This is a genomic window from Lederbergia citrea (assembly GCF_018343525.1).
Classification (GTDB): domain Bacteria; phylum Bacillota; class Bacilli; order Bacillales; family Bacillaceae_C; genus Lederbergia; species Lederbergia citrea.
The window spans coordinates 92,002-113,648 of the sequence record NZ_JAGYPH010000005.1; the positions used below are offsets into that span (position 1 = coordinate 92,002).

The 21,647-nt window shown below is 37.5% G+C and carries 22 protein-coding genes and 1 pseudogene; 4 read left to right on the forward strand and 19 right to left on the reverse strand.

All coding sequences use genetic code 11. The annotated features are described in order from the left end of the window. Positions 1-133: 133 nt before the first annotated feature. From KHA88_RS19555 to KHA88_RS19575, 5 genes are all read right to left on the reverse strand, one after another. Entirely contained in the window at positions 134-277 is a 144-nt protein-coding gene (locus tag KHA88_RS19555; protein ID WP_213108730.1) for a hypothetical protein, read from the reverse strand. A gap of 214 nt (positions 278-491) precedes the next feature. Next, positions 492-1,007: a hypothetical protein gene (locus KHA88_RS19560; protein WP_213122685.1), complete on the reverse strand. Its 516-nt coding sequence runs from the start codon at positions 1,005-1,007 to the stop codon at positions 492-494. A gap of 528 nt (positions 1,008-1,535) precedes the next feature. Next, on the reverse strand, positions 1,536-2,582 hold the full coding sequence (locus KHA88_RS19565) for an ABC transporter permease (protein ID WP_213122686.1): 1,047 nt from the start codon (positions 2,580-2,582) through the stop codon (positions 1,536-1,538). Between the two features lie 22 nt (positions 2,583-2,604). Beyond that, positions 2,605-4,080, reverse strand: coding sequence for a sugar ABC transporter ATP-binding protein (locus KHA88_RS19570; protein WP_249313341.1), 1,476 nt, complete (start codon positions 4,078-4,080; stop codon positions 2,605-2,607). An 81-nt stretch (positions 4,081-4,161) separates the two neighbouring features. Then, positions 4,162-5,133, reverse strand: coding sequence for an ABC transporter substrate-binding protein (locus KHA88_RS19575; RefSeq protein ID WP_213108734.1), 972 nt, complete (start codon positions 5,131-5,133; stop codon positions 4,162-4,164). Between the two features lie 243 nt (positions 5,134-5,376). Between KHA88_RS19575 and KHA88_RS19580 the strand changes: the two genes are divergently transcribed. Continuing rightward, positions 5,377-6,201, forward strand: a complete 825-nt coding sequence (locus KHA88_RS19580) for an aldo/keto reductase (protein WP_213122688.1) — start codon at positions 5,377-5,379, stop codon at positions 6,199-6,201. A 99-nt stretch (positions 6,202-6,300) separates the two neighbouring features. Here KHA88_RS19580 and KHA88_RS19585 read toward each other — a convergent pair whose 3' ends face one another. Both KHA88_RS19585 and KHA88_RS19590 read right to left on the reverse strand, forming a co-directional pair. Continuing rightward, positions 6,301-7,164, reverse strand: a complete 864-nt coding sequence (locus KHA88_RS19585) for a hypothetical protein (RefSeq protein WP_213122689.1) — start codon at positions 7,162-7,164, stop codon at positions 6,301-6,303. Between the two features lie 259 nt (positions 7,165-7,423). After that, complete coding sequence (locus KHA88_RS19590; RefSeq protein ID WP_213122690.1) at positions 7,424-9,238, reverse strand: ABC transporter substrate-binding protein; 1,815 nt, start codon at positions 9,236-9,238, stop codon at positions 7,424-7,426. A 250-nt stretch (positions 9,239-9,488) separates the two neighbouring features. On the opposite strand from KHA88_RS19590, the gene KHA88_RS19595 reads away from it, so the two are divergent. Further along, positions 9,489-9,659, forward strand: a complete 171-nt coding sequence (locus KHA88_RS19595) for a hypothetical protein (protein WP_213108738.1) — start codon at positions 9,489-9,491, stop codon at positions 9,657-9,659. 406 nt (positions 9,660-10,065) lie between these two features. Here KHA88_RS19595 and KHA88_RS19600 read toward each other — a convergent pair whose 3' ends face one another. Continuing rightward, on the reverse strand, positions 10,066-10,221 hold the full coding sequence (locus tag KHA88_RS19600) for a hypothetical protein (RefSeq protein WP_213122691.1): 156 nt from the start codon (positions 10,219-10,221) through the stop codon (positions 10,066-10,068). Between the two features lie 202 nt (positions 10,222-10,423). Between KHA88_RS19600 and ric the strand changes: the two genes are divergently transcribed. Next, positions 10,424-11,122, forward strand: a complete 699-nt coding sequence (ric, locus tag KHA88_RS19605; protein WP_213122692.1) for an iron-sulfur cluster repair di-iron protein — start codon at positions 10,424-10,426, stop codon at positions 11,120-11,122. Beyond that, positions 11,122-11,271: pseudogene (locus KHA88_RS19610) on the forward strand (short chain dehydrogenase); the annotation flags it as partial. The gene ric and the pseudogene KHA88_RS19610, both read left to right, overlap by 1 nt. Before the next feature lies 1 nt (position 11,272). Here the strand turns inward: KHA88_RS19610 and KHA88_RS19615 are convergent. From KHA88_RS19615 to KHA88_RS19665, 11 genes are all read right to left on the reverse strand, one after another. Next, the gene (locus KHA88_RS19615) at positions 11,273-11,461 is read right to left on the reverse strand and encodes a DoxX family protein (protein ID WP_213099882.1); all 189 of its coding nucleotides are present in this window, start codon (positions 11,459-11,461) and stop codon (positions 11,273-11,275) included. 196 nt (positions 11,462-11,657) lie between these two features. Next, positions 11,658-12,074 (reverse strand): hypothetical protein, encoded by a 417-nt coding sequence (locus tag KHA88_RS19620; RefSeq protein WP_213099881.1) that lies wholly within the window; start codon positions 12,072-12,074, stop codon positions 11,658-11,660. Positions 12,075-12,203: 129 nt separating this feature from the next. Next, complete coding sequence (locus tag KHA88_RS19625) at positions 12,204-13,973, reverse strand: choline/carnitine O-acyltransferase (protein ID WP_213122707.1); 1,770 nt, start codon at positions 13,971-13,973, stop codon at positions 12,204-12,206. 49 nt (positions 13,974-14,022) lie between these two features. After that, complete coding sequence (locus tag KHA88_RS19630; RefSeq protein WP_430413722.1) at positions 14,023-14,700, reverse strand: ABC transporter permease; 678 nt, start codon at positions 14,698-14,700, stop codon at positions 14,023-14,025. Between the two features lie 10 nt (positions 14,701-14,710). Next, on the reverse strand, positions 14,711-15,625 hold the full coding sequence (locus KHA88_RS19635; RefSeq protein WP_213122694.1) for an osmoprotectant ABC transporter substrate-binding protein: 915 nt from the start codon (positions 15,623-15,625) through the stop codon (positions 14,711-14,713). Between the two features lie 15 nt (positions 15,626-15,640). Beyond that, the gene (locus KHA88_RS19640; protein WP_213099878.1) at positions 15,641-16,294 is read right to left on the reverse strand and encodes an ABC transporter permease; all 654 of its coding nucleotides are present in this window, start codon (positions 16,292-16,294) and stop codon (positions 15,641-15,643) included. A 16-nt stretch (positions 16,295-16,310) separates the two neighbouring features. After that, positions 16,311-17,447 (reverse strand): betaine/proline/choline family ABC transporter ATP-binding protein, encoded by a 1,137-nt coding sequence (locus tag KHA88_RS19645; RefSeq protein WP_213122695.1) that lies wholly within the window; start codon positions 17,445-17,447, stop codon positions 16,311-16,313. Positions 17,448-18,278: 831 nt separating this feature from the next. Next, positions 18,279-18,689, reverse strand: coding sequence for a DoxX family protein (locus KHA88_RS19650; protein ID WP_213108745.1), 411 nt, complete (start codon positions 18,687-18,689; stop codon positions 18,279-18,281). Between the two features lie 87 nt (positions 18,690-18,776). Beyond that, positions 18,777-19,376 (reverse strand): NADPH-dependent FMN reductase, encoded by a 600-nt coding sequence (locus tag KHA88_RS19655; RefSeq protein WP_213108746.1) that lies wholly within the window; start codon positions 19,374-19,376, stop codon positions 18,777-18,779. A gap of 51 nt (positions 19,377-19,427) precedes the next feature. Continuing rightward, entirely contained in the window at positions 19,428-20,492 is a 1,065-nt protein-coding gene (locus tag KHA88_RS19660; RefSeq protein WP_213108747.1) for an LLM class flavin-dependent oxidoreductase, read from the reverse strand. Between the two features lie 25 nt (positions 20,493-20,517). Further along, the gene (locus tag KHA88_RS19665; protein ID WP_213122696.1) at positions 20,518-21,366 is read right to left on the reverse strand and encodes a VOC family protein; all 849 of its coding nucleotides are present in this window, start codon (positions 21,364-21,366) and stop codon (positions 20,518-20,520) included. Between the last annotated feature and the right edge of the window lie 281 nt (positions 21,367-21,647).

Consider the following 21,647-nt stretch of genomic DNA (forward strand, 5'->3'; position numbering starts at 1 on the left):
GGGCTTTTTCTAATTAAGTCGATCGACTATAATTTGGGGTCTAATTTGGGGTCTGACCCCCGGTGCGGTAATGTGCTAAAGCATAGGGGACTGGCATATTAATTATTAATGAAAAACGGGTCTATAATTTCGATTAAACATCTCCCTTTTCTGGGCCGTGATCGGTTGTAGGCCTTTCCACTATTTTTTCTAATTCTCCTTTATCCCCTTTTGCGTTAATAATTTCTAATATTTGGTTTAACCCCTCGCTAGTTTGGTCGATGTCATTTTTCGCCATTTTATCCCTCCTTATTTTAAGCCTAATTGTTATGCTCTACTGGTTATTAAATTAACCTTCCCTGCAAGCATGCAAAAATGCACATTGAACGTAATTTTAGTGTAAAAACCACTGCTGATTGATGGAATAAACCTTCAAGTTGAAGATTTAAAACATTTTTTGGGGATTTTTGGAGGAAACAAAATAGCCGAGATAAAGGAACCTGACACCAGCCTTATATCCTATTCAATACCTCCAGCGTTTTTAGGACATGATTAAGAAAAGGAGTAATTTCCCACATGTTATCTTCATTAAGTTTGGACTCGAATTTAACTTCTATGTTATTCATGAGTCCGGAAGATTCTTGCTTATATACGAAGCTCACCGTTTGAGTTAACTGGATATCATTTTCCCAAACTTCGTATAGTGCTTGCCCGATCTGTTCGCACTGGGTGCTTACATTGTGAACGCGCTTGTTAAATCGCAATAATAGGGAACAACCCGGCTTTGCCTCAGGAATCTCTAATATCTCCTCTGCCAAATCCTTTAGGGAAGCTTCCAATACAACTTCGGCTGTTACATCTGGTTGGTCAACCAATGAGAATTGAATGGATAACTCCCTGGCCAGAATAGCAAAGTCCATTCGGTCGGCCCTGTTCACTATCGTAATTTTGCGATCGATATTATCAAGATCATAGATATGATTTTCAAATGCCACTTTTAAATTCTCAAAAATAGTTGGATCAAACATTTTCATTCCCCCGTTGTTTTGCTAAAACAGAAGAGAGCCTTCGCTTTTAAATCTGTTTCAAATATTTTAACCACCCGCGGCTACGTTAAACATGTCACTCTTTTATGAACATAAAAAACCCCTTCCGTCACTATTAGATTGGAAAGAGGTTTTTATAGTTATAGTGGGAGGTGTTAAATCACATCAAGCTATTAATAATTTCCCATGTCGCTGTACTCATGAACGCTCCATGAGTACTGTTTTGTCATGATTTCCCATATTACTGTACTCATGAGAACTTCATGAGTCATGTTTTGTCGTGATTTCGCAAATTACTGTACTCATGAACGCTTCATGAGTCACGTTTGGTCATGATTTCCCATATTACTGTACTCATGAACGCTCCATGAGTCCCGTTTTGTCTCTTTTCAATAGATAACCGTCCTTATAAACGAATCGGCTCCCAAGAAAAAGTGCGATAGTGTTTACTCTACCCCGAAGCCTTCAAATTGCGTAAGTACTGGGACAAGATTTCTATCCCCTCCCCCTTTAAGAAGTTTTTTCCTTCCTCTGCAAAAGCACAGCCGCAATCACAATGATCCCTTTAAATGCCTCCCGCAAAAACGGCGGCACTCCAAATAGATTCAAAAGATTGTTCATCACAGCGATGATCAACATACCATACATGGTTCCTAGGATGAATCCTCTTCCCCCCATCATACTAGTACCACCAACTACAGCTGCTGCAATGGCATCCATTTCCATTCCCCTGCCGGCATTAGAAAAATCCATTGAACCAATTCGAGAAACTTGAATGATCGCCGCAATTGAAACGAGTATTCCCATAAGTGCGTACACACGCAGCTTGACTTTTTCCACATTGACACCGGAAAGTTTTGCAGCTCTTCCATTCGATCCGACTGCAATGATGTGTCTTCCAAAGGTGGTTCGCTTAGATACATAGTAAAGAATATAAGCAATGACCGCCCAATAAATAATCGGCATGATCATGTAATTTCCAATTTTAAAACTAGCAATCTGTAAAAACTCCATTGGTATCTTCGGATTATACCCTTGCATAAAGTGCTGTGTCACACTTCTAAATATCATCATCGCACCCAATGTAGCAATAAAGGGGGGGACATTTCCCCTTGTAATGGTTACACCTATTAGTAACCCAAGCAAATATCCAAAAAGTAGAACTACCATGATGGTAATAACAAATGCTGAAAATCCCGTTATTCCCAAGCTTCCCAAGATTCCTTTCGTACCAGTATCAAGAAGGATCATGGTGAAAGCACCACTCGCAACTAAAGTAGAACCTACGGCTAAATCAATGCCCCCAGTCATGATCACAAAAGTCATGCCTAGAGCAATGATTCCAACCCCCGCATTATTTCTTAAAATGTTTATCCAGTTATTGATCCACGATTGAAACCAACTGCCAACTGAATCATAATCAAAGCCCAAGACCAATGTTTGTAAAATAATCATGATGATAAGTGCAATGGCCGTGCTAAACAGTGGTTCGCTCGTCCATTTATATTTAAACCATTCAAAGAAGCTTCGATGAGTTTTTACACTGACAGAATTCATCATTGGCACTCCTCTCCCATACTCAAGTTAGTTGCCCACCCGTAGCAAGACTCATGATATTATGCTCATTCATTACCTCGCCAGCAACTTCCCCTTGAATGACTCCATGATACATAACAAGTGCCCGATCACATACACGTATAATTTCAGACGCTTCACTGGATAGCACGACTATTGCAATGTTTTCACCCGCAAGTTGCAAAATGATATCGTAAATATCTTCTTTTGCTCCGACATCGACACCTTGGGTGGGGTTGTCTAAAATAAGCAGTTGAGGATTTGACGCTAACCATTTGGCTAGGATAACCTTTTGCTGATTTCCACCAGAAAGACTCGTAATGCTGTCGGTCAGCTTTTCCATCTTTATTCTTAAAGCTTGGCGTTGATTTTCAAATGTTTCCTGATGCTTTTTCGCATTTATAACCCCTCGCTTGGCAAATTTAGGCCAAGTGACAATCGACGCATTCTCTATGATATTCATATCCTTAATGATGGCATTTTCTTTCCTGTTACGTGGAAGATATGCAATTCCTTCATTTATAGCCTGTGTTGTACTTTTGATCGTTACTTTTTTTCCGTTTAACCATATTTCCCCTGATGAAACTTTATTTGCTCCAAAAATAGATTGAAAGAGTTCACTTCTACCATCGCCGAGAAGCCCGGTCACACCAACGATTTCACCCGCTTTGATAGAAATAAAAATATCCCTAAAAGTATATTTGTATGTAAGCCCCTCTACTCGTAAGATCTCAGATCCTAATTTTTTCTCTCTAATTAGCGCTATGTTTCTTACATCATAGCCCACCATAAAACGGGCTAGGGTTTTAGTCGTTACATCACTGACGTTCCCTTCTGCCACAAGATTGCCATCTCGGAGCACAACATATCGATTGCATACGTCCATCACTTCATTTAATTTATGGGAGATAAAAATGATCCCCACATTATGTTCTTTCAACGTTTTCATCATTGTAAAAACGCGTTCAATTTCCGGATCCGTTAATGAAGTGGTAGGCTCATCCATAATGATGATTGATGCATTCGTCATCATCGCCCGGCATATTTCAACGATTTGTTTATAGGAAGCATCAAGGTCGTGAACCATCGTTTTCGGATCCAAGTCCACGTTCATTTTTTTAAACATTTCTTCTGTTTCTTGAAACATCCTATCTAAGTCTAGACTTCCTCTTTTCGTTTTCAATTCCCTGCCTAGGAACATGTTTTCATAGATCGGTAAATCGTTAATCAAATTCAGTTCCTGATGGATGAATGCGATTCCCGTTTCCTGTGATTGTGCTGGGCTGCTAAAATCGACTGATTTTCCATCTATCATGATTGAGCCTGAATCCATTGAAAAAACTCCGCCAAGTATATGCATGAGTGTTGATTTCCCTGCCCCATTTTCACCTAGTAAAGCGCAGATTTCACCGCCTTTTATTGTAAAAGATATGTCTTTAAGTACATCATTGCTTCCGAAGGACTTTCTGATGTTTTTCATCTCAATGATCATGACATCACTTCCATCATTTTGTTAAAAGAGAGGGACTATAGCAGCCCCATAATCCCTCTTTCCTAAGGCTTAGTAAGGAGAATTTCCGTCAAGAAAATCCTGATAGTTATCTCTATCTACTACTGTTGTTGGAATAACCTTCACCTCTTCAACATCTTCACCGTTTAAAAGTTTAAGAGCAACATCGACAGCATCCTTTACCATAGCCGGGCTGTAAAGAGCTGACTCAATCCATATATCTTCATTTTCTGGCATCATGTTAAAATATTCCTGCATACCGCCACCACCAGTTACTACTTTAATATCATTTCTGCCTGCTTCACTGATGGCTTGTAGTACACCGATAGAAGTTTCATCGTCCATAGAGTAAACAGCGTCAATCCTATCATTGCTCGTTAAAATATCAGCGAAATCCTTCAAGCCATCTTCCCTTGTAAACTTAGTAGCGTACATTTCGATTCTCATATCGGGTGCAATTTCTGCCATCGTTTCAACAAAACCTTTTTTCCTTAACTCGGAAACAGAACCCGATGTTGGCACTTCCAATATCACAACATTTCCTTCTTTACCTATCTTGTCTACGATATATTTAGCCCCTTGAATTCCCATGTCCTCGTTGTCTCCGGAAACGCGGTACACACCATCTGCGTCAATCACAATATCAAAGTTCACAACCTTAATACCGGCATCAAGTGCCTTCTGAATAGGAACTTCCATACCCTCCCACTGTGGAAATGCAACAATCGCCTCTGCTCCCCATGTCATTAAATCATCTAATTGTGATGTCATCTCTTCAGCATTAGAACTAGTTTGAATCTGGTAGTCAATATCGTTGGCTAGATCTTTAGCACGAGCTTCTGCATGATATGCAACCGCAGCAACCCAACCGTGTGTAACAGCCGGTGCAAGAATGCCAATTTTGTGCTTTTTATTCCCCGAATCCTTCCCCGCATTATTACCTGTTTTTTCTGAACCACATGCACTAAGAAGTGGTACCATGAACAATAAGAGTAAAACAAATACATTTAAAGCTTTTTTCATAAAAATTAACCTCCTCTGAGGCCCCATGCCAAAAGGCACAAGTCCTAACTTGTTGACATGATTTTATGTATGATTTATTCGCAATATGACCAAGTATGCAATTTCATATTTAATATATGTTGGAGATTGAATTTGCAAATTGGGAAAAAGGGAAAATATTGGTTTGATTTATAAATATCTAAACTTCGAATTTCAATATGTATATGATAGACTAAAGGGAATATTATCGAAGGGAGCGGTTTCATGAATTACATAACATTAAACAATGGAATACGAACGCCACAACTAGGCTATGGTGTATGGAAAATACCTAATGAAGAAGCAGCTAATGCAGTAGAACAAGCACTTGAAACTGGTTATCGTTTGATCGATACGGCAAAAATTTATCGGAATGAACTTGGAGTTGGTGAGGCATTAGCAAATAGCAATGTACCTCGTGAGGAGCTATTCATTACAACCAAATTATGGAATGCGGATCAAGGTTATGAAAATACATTAAAAGCATTTGATGAAAGCCTTGAAAAACTAGGTCTCGATTATGTTGATCTCTATTTAATCCATTGGCCAACACCAAAGTTTGATACGTATGTAGAAACTTACAAAGCATTAGAAAAAATTTATAAGGATGGACGTGCAAAGGCAATTGGTGTTTGCAACTTCGAGATGGAACATTTACAGCGAATCCTGGATGAGTGTGAAGTGGTGCCGGCTGTTAACCAAGTAGAATGCCACCCTTATTTACAACAAAAGGAATTAAAGGAATTTTGTAAACAACATGGCATTTATTTAGAAGCTTATAGCCCATTAATGAATGGTACGAAAGTGATAGAGGATCAAGTGATCAAAGAAATGGCCGAACAATATGGAAAAACACCTGCCCAAGTCATCCTTCGTTGGCATCTTCAAACAGATGTCCTTGTCATTCCAAAAACGGTAACACCTTCACGCATGGAAGAAAATTTGAATGTTTTTGATTTTGAACTTAGTCAGGCAGATATGGATAAGATTGCAGCCTTGGATCGCAATGAACGCCATAATTCAGTGCCTAGTGAGATGAATAAGCGGTAAGAATAGTTCGGTACAAAAAGCTGTAGGTAATGGCCCAGAGTCAACATATAAAAATAAGACGGTTCTCATTCAATTTTTGAATGATAAGCCGTCTTATTTTTAAGAATCCTGTACCTCAAAAAAATGATAAAACGGTTCCTTCTCCAATTCCAGAAGCATCAATTCAAAATCAAACCACTCGCGCTCCTTATTACTCATCATTATTACTTCATATGGGATTTGCCTATTATACGCAATATCCTTAATTTGAAGGGCACTATCAAGTACATCTTCGGAGAGGCTACGGAATTGATAGATAATGTTCTTACCATTTTGGTCTATAAAAATTATTTTCCACATAAATTGTGTTTCATCAGATGGGTCACTTAATTTTCCAATATGCAGGGATGGTTGCACGTAAATTTTTTCAATTTCATCGAATGATTGAACACTCTTCTTACCATTCCAATTTTGAGTAACTAAGCCAAGCTCTTTGTGCACTCCCCGATAATCGGACCACATTATGTATTGAAAACCACCATAAATGAAAATAGTTCCAATAATAATCACACTCATTAGTCGTTTTCTCTTTAACTCAGGACTGAAGAGACGAATAGGTATTAATAAGAGCAGTACCATTAAAAAGCCGATCGAAAGCTCGCCTAAATCACCGGAACTCGGTTCATAAAAAATAAAATTTCCGTCTGATATTGTGGTCCGCTTGCTATCATAGTATTTTTCGTATGTATAGAATATTAACGGAAGAATAATGAAACCAAAGACATAGATTGCTAGCCAACGTTTGCCATTGCGTTTCATTTCCATTTTAGAAGTTCTAAGTAAATGACCGATTATGTACAATGGAAGACTTATGACAAATAATACGACAATGGAGGCGACCATATCCTCTTCGAAGTTTGTTAAACAACCGAGCGCAAGCAATAAGCTAAAAACTATAAAAGTAATTCCTACATATTTTCTCATCACCATCACCTCTTGTAGACTACTACGTGTTTATCTATCCAAAAGATTCAAAGGCCAATTTAAGTGAGATAGTTTTAAGAGTAAAAACAGGCAGAATTAATAAAATTTCTATCTGTTTTTCATTACTTTAAGTAAAAAAATTCACAATCTTTTCTAAAATTTTCATTTGCCATAAATCTTCTTTCGTTCACACCCTTTTTCAAGTTGGGCTAGATTTATATATCAGCCTTCTAATTTTCCAGCTCAATCTGCTGATTATTCATTCGGATAAGGCAGCTTTTGCTTTATCTGATTTGAACCAAATGTCCTTAAAGTCAACCCATCCCCTTGAATTCATATGGACACCTTGGACAGATGGATGAAAAGTGGCACCTAGTTTTTTATGAACGAGAAATAAGACCGCATGGTTTTCCTTTAATAGATTCTCAATGTCCAACAACTTATCCTCTCTCGATGCTGCATTAGGCTCCATTAATAATTCATTTATTTTCATATCCACTTGTCCGGAAATTTCTTCACCTAAATGAAGACGTATAAATCCATTGGAAAACTGATAATCATGTATTTGTGAAATCTCCTTTTCGCCCAATACAACTTCAAATAAAATACAATCTGCATTTTTTATCAACTGGATTTCAGCCATGTCTTCCCAATCTACTATGTTTACCACTAAATTGATGCCATGTTTTAAACATTCTTCTCTTAACCAAAGCGCATCTGGTTCATGTCTTTTGTAACTAAATAAATGAACCTCTTCACCAGAATAACCTGACTTCTGAAGCAGCGGACCAACCTCGGAGCTATTATATTCACGATCAATAACAGAAGGAAGCCCCTTTAATTGAAATCCATTAGATGGGTACATCCGAGGTTCTCCTAAAGTTGAAACCATTTTTGCTCTGTCTATTAATCTATGAAACGCCTTTCTAAAATAAAAGCTGTTTTGCGGTCCCGGTTTCGATAAGTTCAAAGTCAAAACACTGCTTCCAGCATAAATTTCCTCCTTTGTCTGCCACTTTGTATGACGATCATTAAAAGATTCATCATGGTTAACAAACAGGCGTTCAAAATTTTGTTTATCGAGTTTCCATAAATTTGCTTCGTTATCCACCCTTGCAATTTCAATCCTATCCAATTGAGGTCTACCTGCAAAATGCGAGGTAAATGCTTCGAGAAAACAAGTGTCGGAGTTATTTTTAACAACTTCAAATGGACCGGTACCGTTTGGACAAAGTGGAAAATCTTCATTTGTTTTACATAGATCAGCGGGGAGAATGGACATTGGTGTATAGGCTAAATAATTTGAAAACAGATAATTGGGACTATTTAAGTTAATTTGCAACGTATATTTATCATGAATCAGCATTTCCTTAATTGGCTGCACTAACCATCTATGTGGTGAATCGCCTAAACGGGTAAAAGAATACATAACATCTTCCACTGAAAGTTCTCTACCATGATGAAATTGTACACCTTTACGCAAATAAAAAACCCACTTCGTCAGATCTTTATTTGATTCCCAATGATGAGCAAGCCCCCCTCTAATTTCTTGGTAGTTCCTATCATATTCAATCAATGTATTATAAATTTGCTTCGTTATATGTGCATCAAATTCATAATAGATGCGCGCTGGATCAAGGGTAGTGATCGGGCGTGAAATGGGGAAACGAAGTATTTCAATCCGATGATCCTTTTCGTTTTCAACTTTATAACCAAAGTAATCAGATAACCACGACATAATTCTTTCTTTTACATTTGTCTCCTCACCGAATAATTGGATCTGATCAAGCGCCTCTTTTAATTCACCTTGCTTAACAAAATGAATGGCATGGTTAAAAAGAATTTCCTCAAGTGTTTCTTTAAATGTTAATAACGACCGGTTTCCCCGCCCTCTGCCAGAGACAAACTCTACCCATCCATGATTCACCATTTTGGTAACAATTATTTTTGCATTACGAGGTGTACAGAACCAAATATTAGATAGCATATCCATTGAAACAGGGATTGGCTCATTTTCTTTAACATCAATAAAAGCTTTTCGTAACAAGATATAATCATTCGATATTTGGAACATGTTTATCCCCCTTTTATTTGCAGTTGTTAAAAGCTGAAAATTTTTTACCGTTCATTTCAACTTTTCTATACAGTGACATCCTTAAATTCAATATATCATGCAAACAATTTTCAGAATACGAATTATGTATGTTTATTATCCAATTGTTTATTTGAAAAGTAGAAGTATCATGCATAATCTCTGCCATTTTTCAACTTCCATATACTCGTTACAATTATTACAAGAAGTATTGAAAAAGGAGAGATAAAACATGATAAACATTTATATAGAAGAGAAAAGGATGAAGCAAGAAGAACGAAGAAGACAGCACATCGCGAATCAAGCATGGATGCTGCCTAGAAAAAAACAAAGAAGACCTTTTAAAAATGCAATTCTTTCGTTGTTTAACGTTATTCGCCATATCACTTTTTATGTGAAATAGTCGATAATGGATTTTATTCCCGGGGAAATATGACAAAATCCAACAAATCAATATATAGCGTACTCTTCCTAAGCAAAAACCTGATTTGTCATGTTTTTCGTAAGTCTTAGCTAAAAAAACACTTGTGGCTCCTACCGCATTTGGCTGATATATTTAATATTCAAAACAAATATTCAGATACTTAAGTACCGTGAACTTCTTGTTTTTAGTAGGACTCTGTATCTGATTCACTTTCATCCCACAATAAAAGCGACAGACTTTCTTGTTTGGGAGGATTGAAATACAAAAGACGGACCTATTTTTTGAGCCGTCTTTTGTATTGATTATTAGCCGGGATACCAGCCTTGTCAAAAGAAAAAAAGCTAGTCCAAATGAGAAAGCTCATTTGGACTAGCTTCGGATAATATTATACATAATTGCGTTCAGCAGAATATGCTAGTGCATCGACAACGCTATAGAAGCACAACTCTACTAACTTATCGTCCTTTTTGTTTTTAACTAAACAGTAATGGTCATTCATTTTCTGAATAGTTATTTGGTCATTGATTTTAATTTGTTCCATACCGTTCACCCCTTATCTACTTATATATTAACATAAATACCACCTAATATCAAATATTTAATAATAATGATTATCATAAGGGTTAACCGGCACCTAAAATACTATATTTTATAATTAAGCTTTAAATGTGATTTTCATCACAACTATGGCTTTGTTTTTCCATTAAGATTGCATTAATGATACGAAATGGAGGATGAAAACAATGACTCAACTGACAATTGATACTCATGTTGCCGATATCGTTTCGGCACTACCACAAAGTACGGATCTCTTTAGAAAACTGCGCATCGACTTTTGCTGTGGTGGTAAGATTGCGCTAAAGGAAGCCGCCGAGGCGCGGCATCTTAATCCAGCAGAGGTGTTAAATCATATTAAAGAAATAGAAATAAAGCAGGAGCGCCGAGATTCGTTTGATCCTACTTCATTTGGGAATAAAACCCTCGTAGCATACATTCAGGAAAACTATCATGAAAGTTTGCGCGAAGAACTGCCAGCTCTTTCACCATATATTACAAAGGTTGCACGGGTGCACGGGGAGAAATCCCCACATCTCCTATGTGTGCAAGAAATTTTTAGGGAATTACGGACAGAGTTACTTGAACATACGGAAGATGAAGATAAAAACGTTTTCCCCCTCATTCTCGAATTTTTACGTAATCCAACGGACGAACTGAAAGAAGAGTTAAGGCCACGTGTATTTGAACTAGAGGAAGAGCATGAGAATGCTGGGAAATTATTGTTTGAACTACGTGACATCACTAATAATTTTGTTCCTCCAAATGATGCTTGTGGGACATATCGCGCTGTTTATGCACGACTAGAGCAACTTGAAAAAGAAACCTTCAACCATGTTCACCTTGAAAACAACGTCTTATTCGATCGTGTTCGTCAGGCGATTTAGATTTGGCCTTTTCCGACAATCTTACAGATGGCAATCCGGAAAAAGTTATGCAGCCTGAGGATATGGCAGAAGTTATGATCTCTCAATTAAAGCTACACAAGCGTATTCTTGTAAAATCATCAGCAGGATTATGGTCAACGAATCTATAATCTAGCATCTAAATGAAAAGCCTTCCGAATTATTCCCGGAAGGCTTTTTGTTATGATGCATACTCACGATACTGTCAAAAAATCCTACAGTGTTATTTATGCCACCTTGAAATTTCGATAATCCATGAGCGAAGAAAATAAGACCTAAACCTACACGTAAAATAATTTGGCCTATTTCATTTTTAATCATATTCATAATCTCCTTCCTTTGGTTACTTTATGTAAGTAAGTTCACTTAAGTAAATGATCTTTGTCAAGTAACTATAGAATTAAATATTCTATCATAAGGATACACACGTCAAAAAAGACATAAAAAAAGAGGCCCTCCCTAAGTTTGCTCGACGCTGGAAAACCCCTTATTTTATATTCTCTTGTATTTCTTTAATTTATTTTTCCTTGGAAATGGCATTATAATTTTTAAGTTTTGAAGGCAGTTTTTTCTTTTTTAAGTACTTTTCGTTAAGTACAATCACTTTCCCATTATCTGCATTTATATATTTTCGATAAACTGATTTATATTTCTCAAATGCAAAATGCCCTGAAATATAAATGGGTATGATAATGAACATGAGGATGACTAATTGTAGGATCAAATTGAATTCATTCCCAATGATATAAATAGTCATTACAGCATGTGCTCCACAAGAAACCATTAATGTAATAACCACATTACATATATGAAAAGGAACCACATCTTTTTTCTCTCGAAACATTTGCTCCAGTTCATACTTAACAAAAAGTGTAATAAATACTGATATTACAATGACAAAAAGGGAAACTGAATATGTAAGAAAAGTGTACATTTTTCACACCCCTTAATAACATTTATATATCCATTATAACCCAAAAGAAGCTTCCCACAAGTGTACTCAACTTATGAGAAACCTATGGAAAGCCACCGTTAAGTTCCTCTGACGGACAAAAGCCACTTCCTATCTTTTAGCGATCATTCTTAATTCATTTAACGCATTTACCATATGTTCCATTAATTGATTTGCATTGTTTTTGTTTTCTATATAACTTGAAATGTTGATAGTAATTGAATCTTCCAAAAGGATATAAGCAACTCCATGACCATCGTCAACGACAGGGGGAAACATACGATATTTAACATTTTGATATGTCATTCCACTTGTAGATAAGAAGTCGTGGCGCATCGCCAAATATCCTTTGTCTTGAAAGATTTCCGGTAATTCTTTCAAGCCTAGTTCAGTGCCAAATAAATGAGATATTTGTTTAAGACCGTACATATGTCTTTCAACACCGAAGCCTTTTTGACAATCCTTGATCCGCTCGGAATGGGCAGTGCTCACTTTTTGCATAAGAGCGTATAAAGTTTCGTTACTTTCGCTCTCACTTTCTAGCGCTTCCACTAAATTGCGTTTTTCCATACTTGTTGCTCGCGCGCACTCTGTTCTTCCCTCATAAAAGTAACGAACTGACACGGGTTCGTACACGCTTTTTAGCTGCCCATATGTACGATATTGAGCGATTTGTAAAGCCATATGGAAAAAAGCATCGGGACTGAAATTCATATTTTTAATTTCATCTGCCCCGAAGTCGGTAAAAATTTCTGATCGGAGATAATATTTATTTTTTTGCTGGAGATGATCTTCTTGGAATTGGTTTAATATGTCTAGTGTTTCCGTTGAGAGTTCCCATTTTTGCTTTTCAACTAGTGGTTGTTCAAACGTTTGAACAAATTGGGGAAGGTCTTCCTTTAGCCCTTTACTAACGTGGCTGATTACAGCAGAGATTGATGTCCCATCAACAGCGCAATGTTCAACATTAAAACCTAATTCACTCTGTTTTGTAATGATGATTTCGATCGTCTTGTCGAAATACTTATTATTAGCGTTTAACATAAGGTTCCTCAGTGCCTCTTCAGAATCCTTGCTTTCTTCATCGATTGAAATTATAACCAAAGAATCAGCGATTGTTCGGAGTATTTCCGCATTCTCTTTTGATGTATTTAGCATATCGTACACTTCAGCAGCCATGTTTCTCTCTGCCGTTGTAAATATGCCAACGTTTACACCTTCATCTTGCTCCGCTAAAATCGTCGCTTCAATCGCAGCGGCGATATCAAGACTGTGATAAATGACACCATCACGATTTGTTACTTGTACTTTATAAACATTGTTTTTAAAAAGAATGACAACATGATTATTCTTTTTATCAAAATCAGCTACGTGAAATGCATCTCTGTCTAATCTTGGGATACGAACCGAGCGGAAAAAGTTTTTATATTGACTCATATCGAGCGGCTTTCCTCTGACAGTTTCCGGCTCAACTTCCTCATCGATAATCGCGTGGTATAGTTCTGTGACTAAAAAGCTAACTCTTCCAGCCATTTCCGCGATTGTATAGCGATTTTTATAATGATCATTTTTTAATAAAATATTGAAATTCATACTATAAGGCAAGGAATCCCGATGTCTTAAATAAGAATCTTCCCAAAAGGGTGCAAGCCAGCTCCCAGTCCTCATTTGATCCCATTCTTGTAGTTTTGTTTGAAGCTTTTCAGCCTCTCCACCTATCTCAAAGAAACGCTCAATCACATCTGAAGTTTTATTAAATTGTTCCAAACTTACTATAGGCTCAATCCATTCAAGAAGCTTAGATTTTGTGCTGCTTAAAGGTGGAATCGGTAATGATGGTAATTCATTTTGAAAAGAAAATGTTCTGTTTATAGCCGTTATTCCCTTCTAATATTATTTTCTATTGCCGGCATAGTGAACGCCTAGGAACTTATTCCCCTGCCAGTTGAAATACACTTTTTCGTTTTTTATTCGGTGACAATCTTCGTTCAAGCCATGCCATTGCAACGTCTGCAACAACAGCCATTAATGCGGTTGGGATTGCACCTGCTAAAATAATCGCCGTCCCGTCAGTGGCGTTTGTCCCGCGCAATATAATATCGCCTAAACCGCCTGCCCCGATAAAGGTCCCGATTGTCGCAACACCGATGGAAATAACTAAAGCAGTTCGTATACCCGCCATAATGACTGATAACGCAAGCGGCAGCTCAACCATCCAAAGAATTTGGAATTTCGTCATCCCCATCGCTTTTCCAGACTCGATCAAGGCATGATCGACATTAAGAATACCTGTATACGTGTTGTTAATGATAGGAAGCAAGGAATATAAAAAGAGGGCGAGGACTACTGTATTCGTACCAAGCCCCATCACAAGCATTAAGATTGCTAGCATTGCTAGAGCGGGAATCGTTTGGATAATATTTGCGAGTGAAATAACCCAAGTGCTTAATCGATGATAACGCGCAATTAAAATGCCAACTGGAATCGCCACAATCGCTGCGAATAAGACACCATAGATGGACATTAAGAAATGCCGATAAAATTGTTCCCAAACATATGAAGCATTTTGCGAATAATACAATAAAACATCTTGTATTGTTTCCAACATAGTCACCTCCCTATTCAAAAAAATTAGCTGCTTCTAGAAACTCTTTCGCTATAATCGCTGGTTCTTTCATCTTTCCATCGACTTCATAATTCATTGCCCGCATTGTTTCGGTATCAATTTCCCCTGATAATTTCTGTAAAATCCCCTTAAGTTTTGGATGCTTTTCCAATACATCATTCCGGGCTACTAATGATGAATCATAAGGTGGGAAAAAGTGTTTATCGTCCTCTAATACTTGTAAATCAAAAGCCTTTATCCGTCCATCCGTTGTATAAGCAAGCACGACGTCCATCTTTCCGTTAGCCGCTGCTTGGTAAACTAAACCAATTTGCATCGGAAATGTTTCGCCAAATTGGAAACCATATTCTTCTATGAATCCTGGATACCCATCGCCTTTTCGTTTTAACCATGAATTATCAACGCCAAATTTTAAGTCTGCAGCAACTCGTTCTAAATCAGATACGGTTAGCAAGTTCTCTTTTTCAGCTACTTCTTTCCTCACTGTAAAAGCATAGGAATTTGCGAAGCCGTAAGAGTCAAACCACGTTTGATCAAACCTTTCTTGGAATTCACGCTGAACGATTTTTAGTGCTTCCTTAGGATCCTTGACCGGTTCCATCCCTAATGCTCCGGCTAAATCCGTTCCTGTATATCTAGTTGCGGTAATATCTACATCGCCGCTCACCATCGCTTTATGCTGAACGATTGATGATCCTAAATTATTCACCATTGATACCGGTATATCTGTGTAATGTTCAATTAAGGACTTTACGATATGCCCGATAATTTGTGATTCCGATGTGTCAAGCGTGCCAATTGCAATTGTATTTTTAGCAGGTCCGCCAAGTCCAGGAAGAGAGCAGCCGCTTATGATCAGCGACAAGGCAGAACATAAAATAATAAGTAATCGATTTAGTTTAAACATGAAAAATTGCTCCTCCTATTTGACTTCCTTCAAGTTTTTTATTCCATTTGGTGTTGCCCACCCTTCAATTCGCCCTAAAAGGAGGTCAGTTAATAGCGCAAGGATTGTAACTGGAATGGCCCCAGCGATAATAAATTCAGCCTGATATAAATTAAGTCCACTGAAAATATAGTCCCCTAAACCGCCAGCTCCAATATATGATGCGAGTGTTGCCCAGCCAATTAAATAAACGGTTGATAAACGGATCCCCGTCATGATGACTGGAACTGATAATGGTAATTCAACATAAATAATTCTTTCCCACCCAGTCATCCCCATTCCGCGGCCCGCTTCAAGCAAATCGCGACTCACTCCATTTACACCGATATACGTGTTCCTCAAAATAGGCAGGACTGAATAGAAAAATAATGCGATAATTGCCGGTATTTTTCCAACACCAAATATCGGAATAAAAAACGCTAATATCGCAAAGCTAGGGAATGTTTGCACGACACTTAAAATTCCCATTACAATGTTGGCGATTTTCGGAAGTCGTGTTAAAACAATTCCAAGCGGCACAGCGACAATAATTCCCAGTAATGCAGCGATCAATGAAATCCCTATATGTTCCCATGTTTTATATAACATTTCCAAACCATTGCTACTTAAAAAACTAACCATACTTTCCACCAATTTCCCTCCAGTATTACTGTAGTGAATGCTCATCCTCGCTCCAAATGGAGTCATAAACGATATCAACAAGGCTTGCTCTCGTTATTATCCCGATTAAACGTCTATCTTGATCAACCACAGGAATATATTTCATTCCCCTTTTCAAAATTCGGCGGATTGCATCACGAATGAGGGTTCCTTCAGTCACTGTAAACATTTCCGTTTCATATGCATCAGCGACCAAGCTTGTCTTTTTCCGCTTCTGATCAATCATTTCAACATCAATAAACCCTTCAAGTACCTGCTGCTCATCCACAACAAGCAATGCGTCAACTCTTCTTTCTTTCATTAATTGGATCGCTTCCAATAGTGAATGGTCTTTAGTAATTGATATTGGATTTGGATTCATGATTTGTTCAACTGTTTGAATGTTAGGTCTCGCTTGAACAAGCCGATCTTTTCCGATAAATTCCTCAACGAATTCATTGGCGGGATTGCGCAAAATTTCTTCAGGTGTATCACATTGAACTAACTCGCCATCACGTAAAATGACGATCCGGTCCGCAAGCTTAAGTGCTTCATCCATGTCATGGGAAACAAAAACGATTGTTTTTCCTAACTTTTGTTGAAGCTTTTTAAACTCTTCTTGTAAAGAATCACGTGTAATCGGATCGAGTGCGCTGAACGGTTCGTCCATTAAAATAAGCGGCTGATCAGCTGCTAACGCACGTAAAATGCCGATACGCTGCTGTTGCCCGCCACTTAGTTCATGTGGGAAACGATCCAAGTAATCTGGAGTTAGACCGACAAGGCTAATTAATTCCCTTGCCCTTGCCTTCCGCTTATCTTCAGGCCATTTTAATAATTTTAAAACAAGCCCTATGTTTTCCTGTATTGTCATGTGCGGGAACAGGCCTATTTGTTGGATTACATAGCCAATCTCTCGGCGCAGTTGCACCGGGTCCTTATCTAAAATGTTTTCTCCGTTAATATAAATACTTCCAGAAGAAGGCTCAATTAACCGATTAATCATTTTCATCGTTGTCGTTTTACCGCAACCGCTCGGCCCGATAAAACAAATAAATTCTCCTTTTTTAAAGTGTAAAGATAAATCATTAACTGCCTTTTCTCCGCCTTTATACACTTTCGAAACATGTTCAAATTTCAGCAATGATAAAGCACCTCCATTATTTTAAAAAAGCCGATAACTAAATCTTTTAAAATTATGTAAAAAGTAAAAATCATCTTTTGGCTTCGCATATTACATCGGGGTTATACAACCACATACATCCGCATCTTATTTTGCGACTTTAAAGGAATTACGATACATTGATGTTGTTTTAGTAAACATACCGGTCGAAGGCCAAAAGAAAAATCGGGCAATAGCTGCCCGATCCTTTTTTGGTAGAGATTATTCAAAAGCTTTGACTAAAAAGCCTTATACTCCTTAATAATACTCGGGTTTTAGTACTCAAAAAAACAATGGTTCAATTGACCGTAGTGTAGCCTCTTGTTCATCAATAATCCAAACTCATATCTATATTATACCACTATAATTTATTTGACTCTATTTTCATGATTTTTTTATGCCATTTTAACTTTGACTTTAAGGGTGTAGACCCATAAGATTGGTTTTAAAACTAAGAAAAGAGATGAGATCCTAGTTTAAGCCGAAGGAAATGTATTTTAGATTAGAATGGCTTCCTAGGATGCACCTACTCTATTAAACTCAAATGAAGTATCACTAGAAACACCAAAAACGGGAATATTAACATGTAAAATAATTGTGGATGAAGACATTGTAACACAAGAAATAAAAAAGAAGCTTCCCACAAGTTTAGTCAACTTATGGGAAGCTTCCGTTAAAATTCCTTATATGTCAAGGGCTGAGGGTGTTATTACATCATGCCGCCCGTAACGCAGTAAACTTTAAAGTTTTCTATGAAGTGATAAAAACTCAGGTTTTTGTTCCACTATTTGAAACCTTTTAACGTACTCGTAATTATATTGTTTCTTTTTCAGTTCTGAAAAGCTTATTATCCAAAGCGAACAACCGACTTCCACTAATTAAAAGTACAACCGCCATAGACAATAAAGCTAAATCTAATTCATAGCCTGCGGCTTCACTTCCCATAAATCCTGCAGATAATTTTGCTGTAAAGATAGCGCCGATCATCACGAAAGCAATTAATGTTGAGATAATTTTAGTGCCAAAGCCTAATATTAAGGCGATTCCTCCGATAAGTTCAATGAAAGCAACAACATAGCCTAAGAAGCCCATAATACCAATACTCTCAAACCAACCCGCTACATTACCAAGACCCATTTGAAATTTTGCTATTCCATGAACTAGGAACGTAATCCCTAAAACTAAGCGAAGTATTAATAAACTTAATTCATATTTTTGTACCATCTTCAATCTCCTCTATTTATGATTTTTTTATTACTACAATTAGCAAGGATTTCGGCTAAAAATCCGTAATCCTTCTAACTCTAGTTTCTACCTCAATGTTTTTAAGGCTTTACTCCACTCTACAACTTCACCAAGCATTGTATTAACATTATCTAGGTGTAATGATTGAGGTTTAAAATCTGACCCATTTTCAAAATCGGTAAATAAAGATAGAGTTGGATGTGTGCGAACATCAGCAATTTTTAATTCGCCACAGATTCCACGTAAATGTTCCGCTGCACGAGCCCCACCAGTTGAACCATAACTGACGATACCAGCTGCTTTGTTATTCCATGGTTCACGAGCAAAATCAAGTGCATTTTTTAATGCTCCTGTAATACTGTGATTATATTCTTGGACGATAAATACGAATCCATCCAAGTTAGCAAGTTTTTGATTCCAAGCTGCAATTCCTGGTTCTGTACCTTCTGTGGTTCCTAAAAACGGTAATTCAAAATCAGAAATATCTACAATTTCGTAATTTGCATCTCCACGTTGGTCAGCAATCCCTTTTACCCATTCTCCTACTTGAGGACTTACGCGCCCTTGACGTGTGCTTCCTAAAATAATTCCGATATTTATTTTTTCATTTGCCATTGTTACTTCCTCCTTATTTGTACTTCCAAATAATTTATTTAAAAATCCCATTACTAACACCCACCTATGCTTTTTCAATGATTGATTTTTACTTGTAAAAGTTTATTTTCTTGTATCTTTCCGAACGATTGGAGCAATCTCTGTAGCTAATAACTCAATACCTTCGACTACTTTTTTAAACGGTATACCCCCTATGTCAATCTGCGCCATGAAACGTTGATGCCCGAAGAGTTCATATTGTTGAAGGATTTTCTCTACTATTTGTTGCGGGCTGCCTACGAATAATGCAGTATCAGGGGCTGCCATTTGCTCAAAATCTGCTCGTGACATCCTTCCTCCTCCCATCCCCCGCTGGCGGTTAACGTATGACCAGTAATTCGAATAATAAGGATAGTACTCATCCTTGGCTTGTTGAGTTGTCTTTGAAAAATACCCATGACCAGTTATACCTAGCTTTAAATCTTCCAGAACATGTCCAGCTTCGATCCCAGCTTTACGGTATAAATCAACCAATGGCTTAAATCGCATAGGATCACCACCAAGGAGAGCTAAGGTCATCCCAACACCTAACCTGCCAGCACGGATTGCACTGTTTGGAGTTCCTCCAACACCAACCCATATCGGTAACTCCTTCTGAAAAGGGCGTGGTGCAATTTCAGCATTCCTTAATGGCGAACGAAAATGACCATCCCATGTGATTCTCTCGTTTTTGTTTAGCTTTAAAAATAAATCGATGTTTTCAGAGAACAATGCGTCATAGTCATTTGTGTCATAACCGAAAAGAGGGAAGGATTCTATGAACGCCCCACGGCCAGCGATAATTTCCGCACGTCCATCCGATAGTAAATCCAATGTAGCAAAGTCTTCAAACAAACGAACAGGATCAATGGTGCTTAAAACTGTAGTAGCACTTGTCAATTTGATTCGTTTAGTTATTTGGGCTATGGCGGCTAAGACAACAGAAGGCGAGGAAGTCGCATAGTCCAATCGATGATGCTCACCTACCCCAAAAACATCCAGTCCAGCCTCGTCAGCCAGTTTCGCTACTTCAATGATTTCCTTCATTCTTTGTCCTGCACTAATTGTTTTTCCAGTAACCGGATCTGCCTCAATATCTCCAAGTGTATATAGACCAATTTCAATTCCTGAATTTTCAATTTTAGGCATAATCGTATTTATCCCTCCTATACCTTTAAACTCTTAAATAAATACGATTTCCAGAAGGATCTGTAGCAACAATAGAACCTTTTTCTTCAAAGACGGAGGCACCAATTTTGTTCAACTGCGCAATAATTTTATTTTTCTTTTCCTCATTTGGAAGTATTAAAGTAAATGATTCAAGTCCAACACTATTAGGAGATGGTGTTGGAGCGCCAATACCATTCCACGTATTTAAACCAATATGATGATGGTATTTACCATCCGAAATAAACAGTGCCTGCGTTCCAAACCGGTTTACTACTTCAAACCCCAGTCCCTTAGTATAAAACTCTTCTGTCTTTTTTAATTCGGATACATGCAAATGGATATGTCCCATGACCGTGTCAGCTGGTAAACCTCTCCATGACTGTTGTTTTCCGCCAGAAAGGAGGTCAGGGAAGTTTAATGGATCCACTGCCATTTTAACTTCACCATTACTCCAAACCCATTCTGAAGGTTCACGGTCTATATAGATTTCAATTCCATTGCCATCTGGGTCTGTTAAATAAAGAGCTTCACTCACAAGATGATCAGATGAGCCAAATCGCACTCCAGTTTCCATAAAATGCTGCACTATTTTTGCTAAATCAGATCGTTTAGGTATAAGAAGTGCAAAGTGATAAAGTCCCGTTGTTCTTTCTTGCTTAGAGAGAACGTTATTTGGTTGCTCAATGGATAATAATACTGTCTTTCCATCCGCGGTCAAATTAGCTTTTCTTTCAGTTTGCTCCAATACTTTAAAGCCGATTATTTCTTGATAAAATGCTATTGAACGTTCTAAATTTTGTACCTTTAAGTTTACTTGACCTACGAATGTAATAGGCTCACGATGAAAACTCATTTAGTTACCTCCTGGTTATATTTACGTGAACAAAGTATTAGTTAGTTACTTTATGTAAGTTAGTATATACTCATAATTAAATGTAGTCAAGTAAGTTATTTTTAATATGTATTTTAATTACTAATAATAACTATATAAAATATAAGTAAGGAGCTGATTAAATTGGATAAGTCAATTTGTCCAAGATTTGAAATAGCTATGGGTTTATTAAGCCAAAAGTGGATGTTTTTGTGGAAAGTGTAAAGATTTGGAAGGAAATTCTACAATTTTATCAAACAAAA

Coding starts and splice junctions, on each gene's coding strand:
- KHA88_RS19555 (WP_213108730.1), bottom strand. CDS start 277: ATGGCGAAAAATGACATCGACCAAACTAGCGAGGGGTTAAACCAAATA.
- KHA88_RS19560 (WP_213122685.1), bottom strand. CDS start 1,007: ATGTTTGATCCAACTATTTTTGAGAATTTAAAAGTGGCATTTGAAAAT.
- KHA88_RS19565 (WP_213122686.1), bottom strand. CDS start 2,582: ATGAATTCTGTCAGTGTAAAAACTCATCGAAGCTTCTTTGAATGGTTT.
- KHA88_RS19570 (WP_249313341.1), bottom strand. CDS start 4,080: ATGAAAAACATCAGAAAGTCCTTCGGAAGCAATGATGTACTTAAAGAC.
- KHA88_RS19575 (WP_213108734.1), bottom strand. CDS start 5,133: ATGAAAAAAGCTTTAAATGTATTTGTTTTACTCTTATTGTTCATGGTA.
- KHA88_RS19580 (WP_213122688.1), top strand. CDS start 5,377: ATGAATTACATAACATTAAACAATGGAATACGAACGCCACAACTAGGC.
- KHA88_RS19585 (WP_213122689.1), bottom strand. CDS start 7,164: ATGAGAAAATATGTAGGAATTACTTTTATAGTTTTTAGCTTATTGCTT.
- KHA88_RS19590 (WP_213122690.1), bottom strand. CDS start 9,238: ATGTTCCAAATATCGAATGATTATATCTTGTTACGAAAAGCTTTTATT.
- KHA88_RS19595 (WP_213108738.1), top strand. CDS start 9,489: ATGATAAACATTTATATAGAAGAGAAAAGGATGAAGCAAGAAGAACGA.
- KHA88_RS19600 (WP_213122691.1), bottom strand. CDS start 10,221: ATGGAACAAATTAAAATCAATGACCAAATAACTATTCAGAAAATGAAT.
- ric (WP_213122692.1), top strand. CDS start 10,424: ATGACTCAACTGACAATTGATACTCATGTTGCCGATATCGTTTCGGCA.
- KHA88_RS19615 (WP_213099882.1), bottom strand. CDS start 11,461: ATGATTAAAAATGAAATAGGCCAAATTATTTTACGTGTAGGTTTAGGT.
- KHA88_RS19620 (WP_213099881.1), bottom strand. CDS start 12,074: ATGTACACTTTTCTTACATATTCAGTTTCCCTTTTTGTCATTGTAATA.
- KHA88_RS19630 (WP_430413722.1), bottom strand. CDS start 14,700: ATGTTGGAAACAATACAAGATGTTTTATTGTATTATTCGCAAAATGCT.
- KHA88_RS19635 (WP_213122694.1), bottom strand. CDS start 15,625: ATGTTTAAACTAAATCGATTACTTATTATTTTATGTTCTGCCTTGTCG.
- KHA88_RS19650 (WP_213108745.1), bottom strand. CDS start 18,689: ATGGTACAAAAATATGAATTAAGTTTATTAATACTTCGCTTAGTTTTA.
- KHA88_RS19655 (WP_213108746.1), bottom strand. CDS start 19,376: ATGGGATTTTTAAATAAATTATTTGGAAGTACAAATAAGGAGGAAGTA.
- KHA88_RS19660 (WP_213108747.1), bottom strand. CDS start 20,492: ATGCCTAAAATTGAAAATTCAGGAATTGAAATTGGTCTATATACACTT.
- KHA88_RS19665 (WP_213122696.1), bottom strand. CDS start 21,366: ATGAGTTTTCATCGTGAGCCTATTACATTCGTAGGTCAAGTAAACTTA.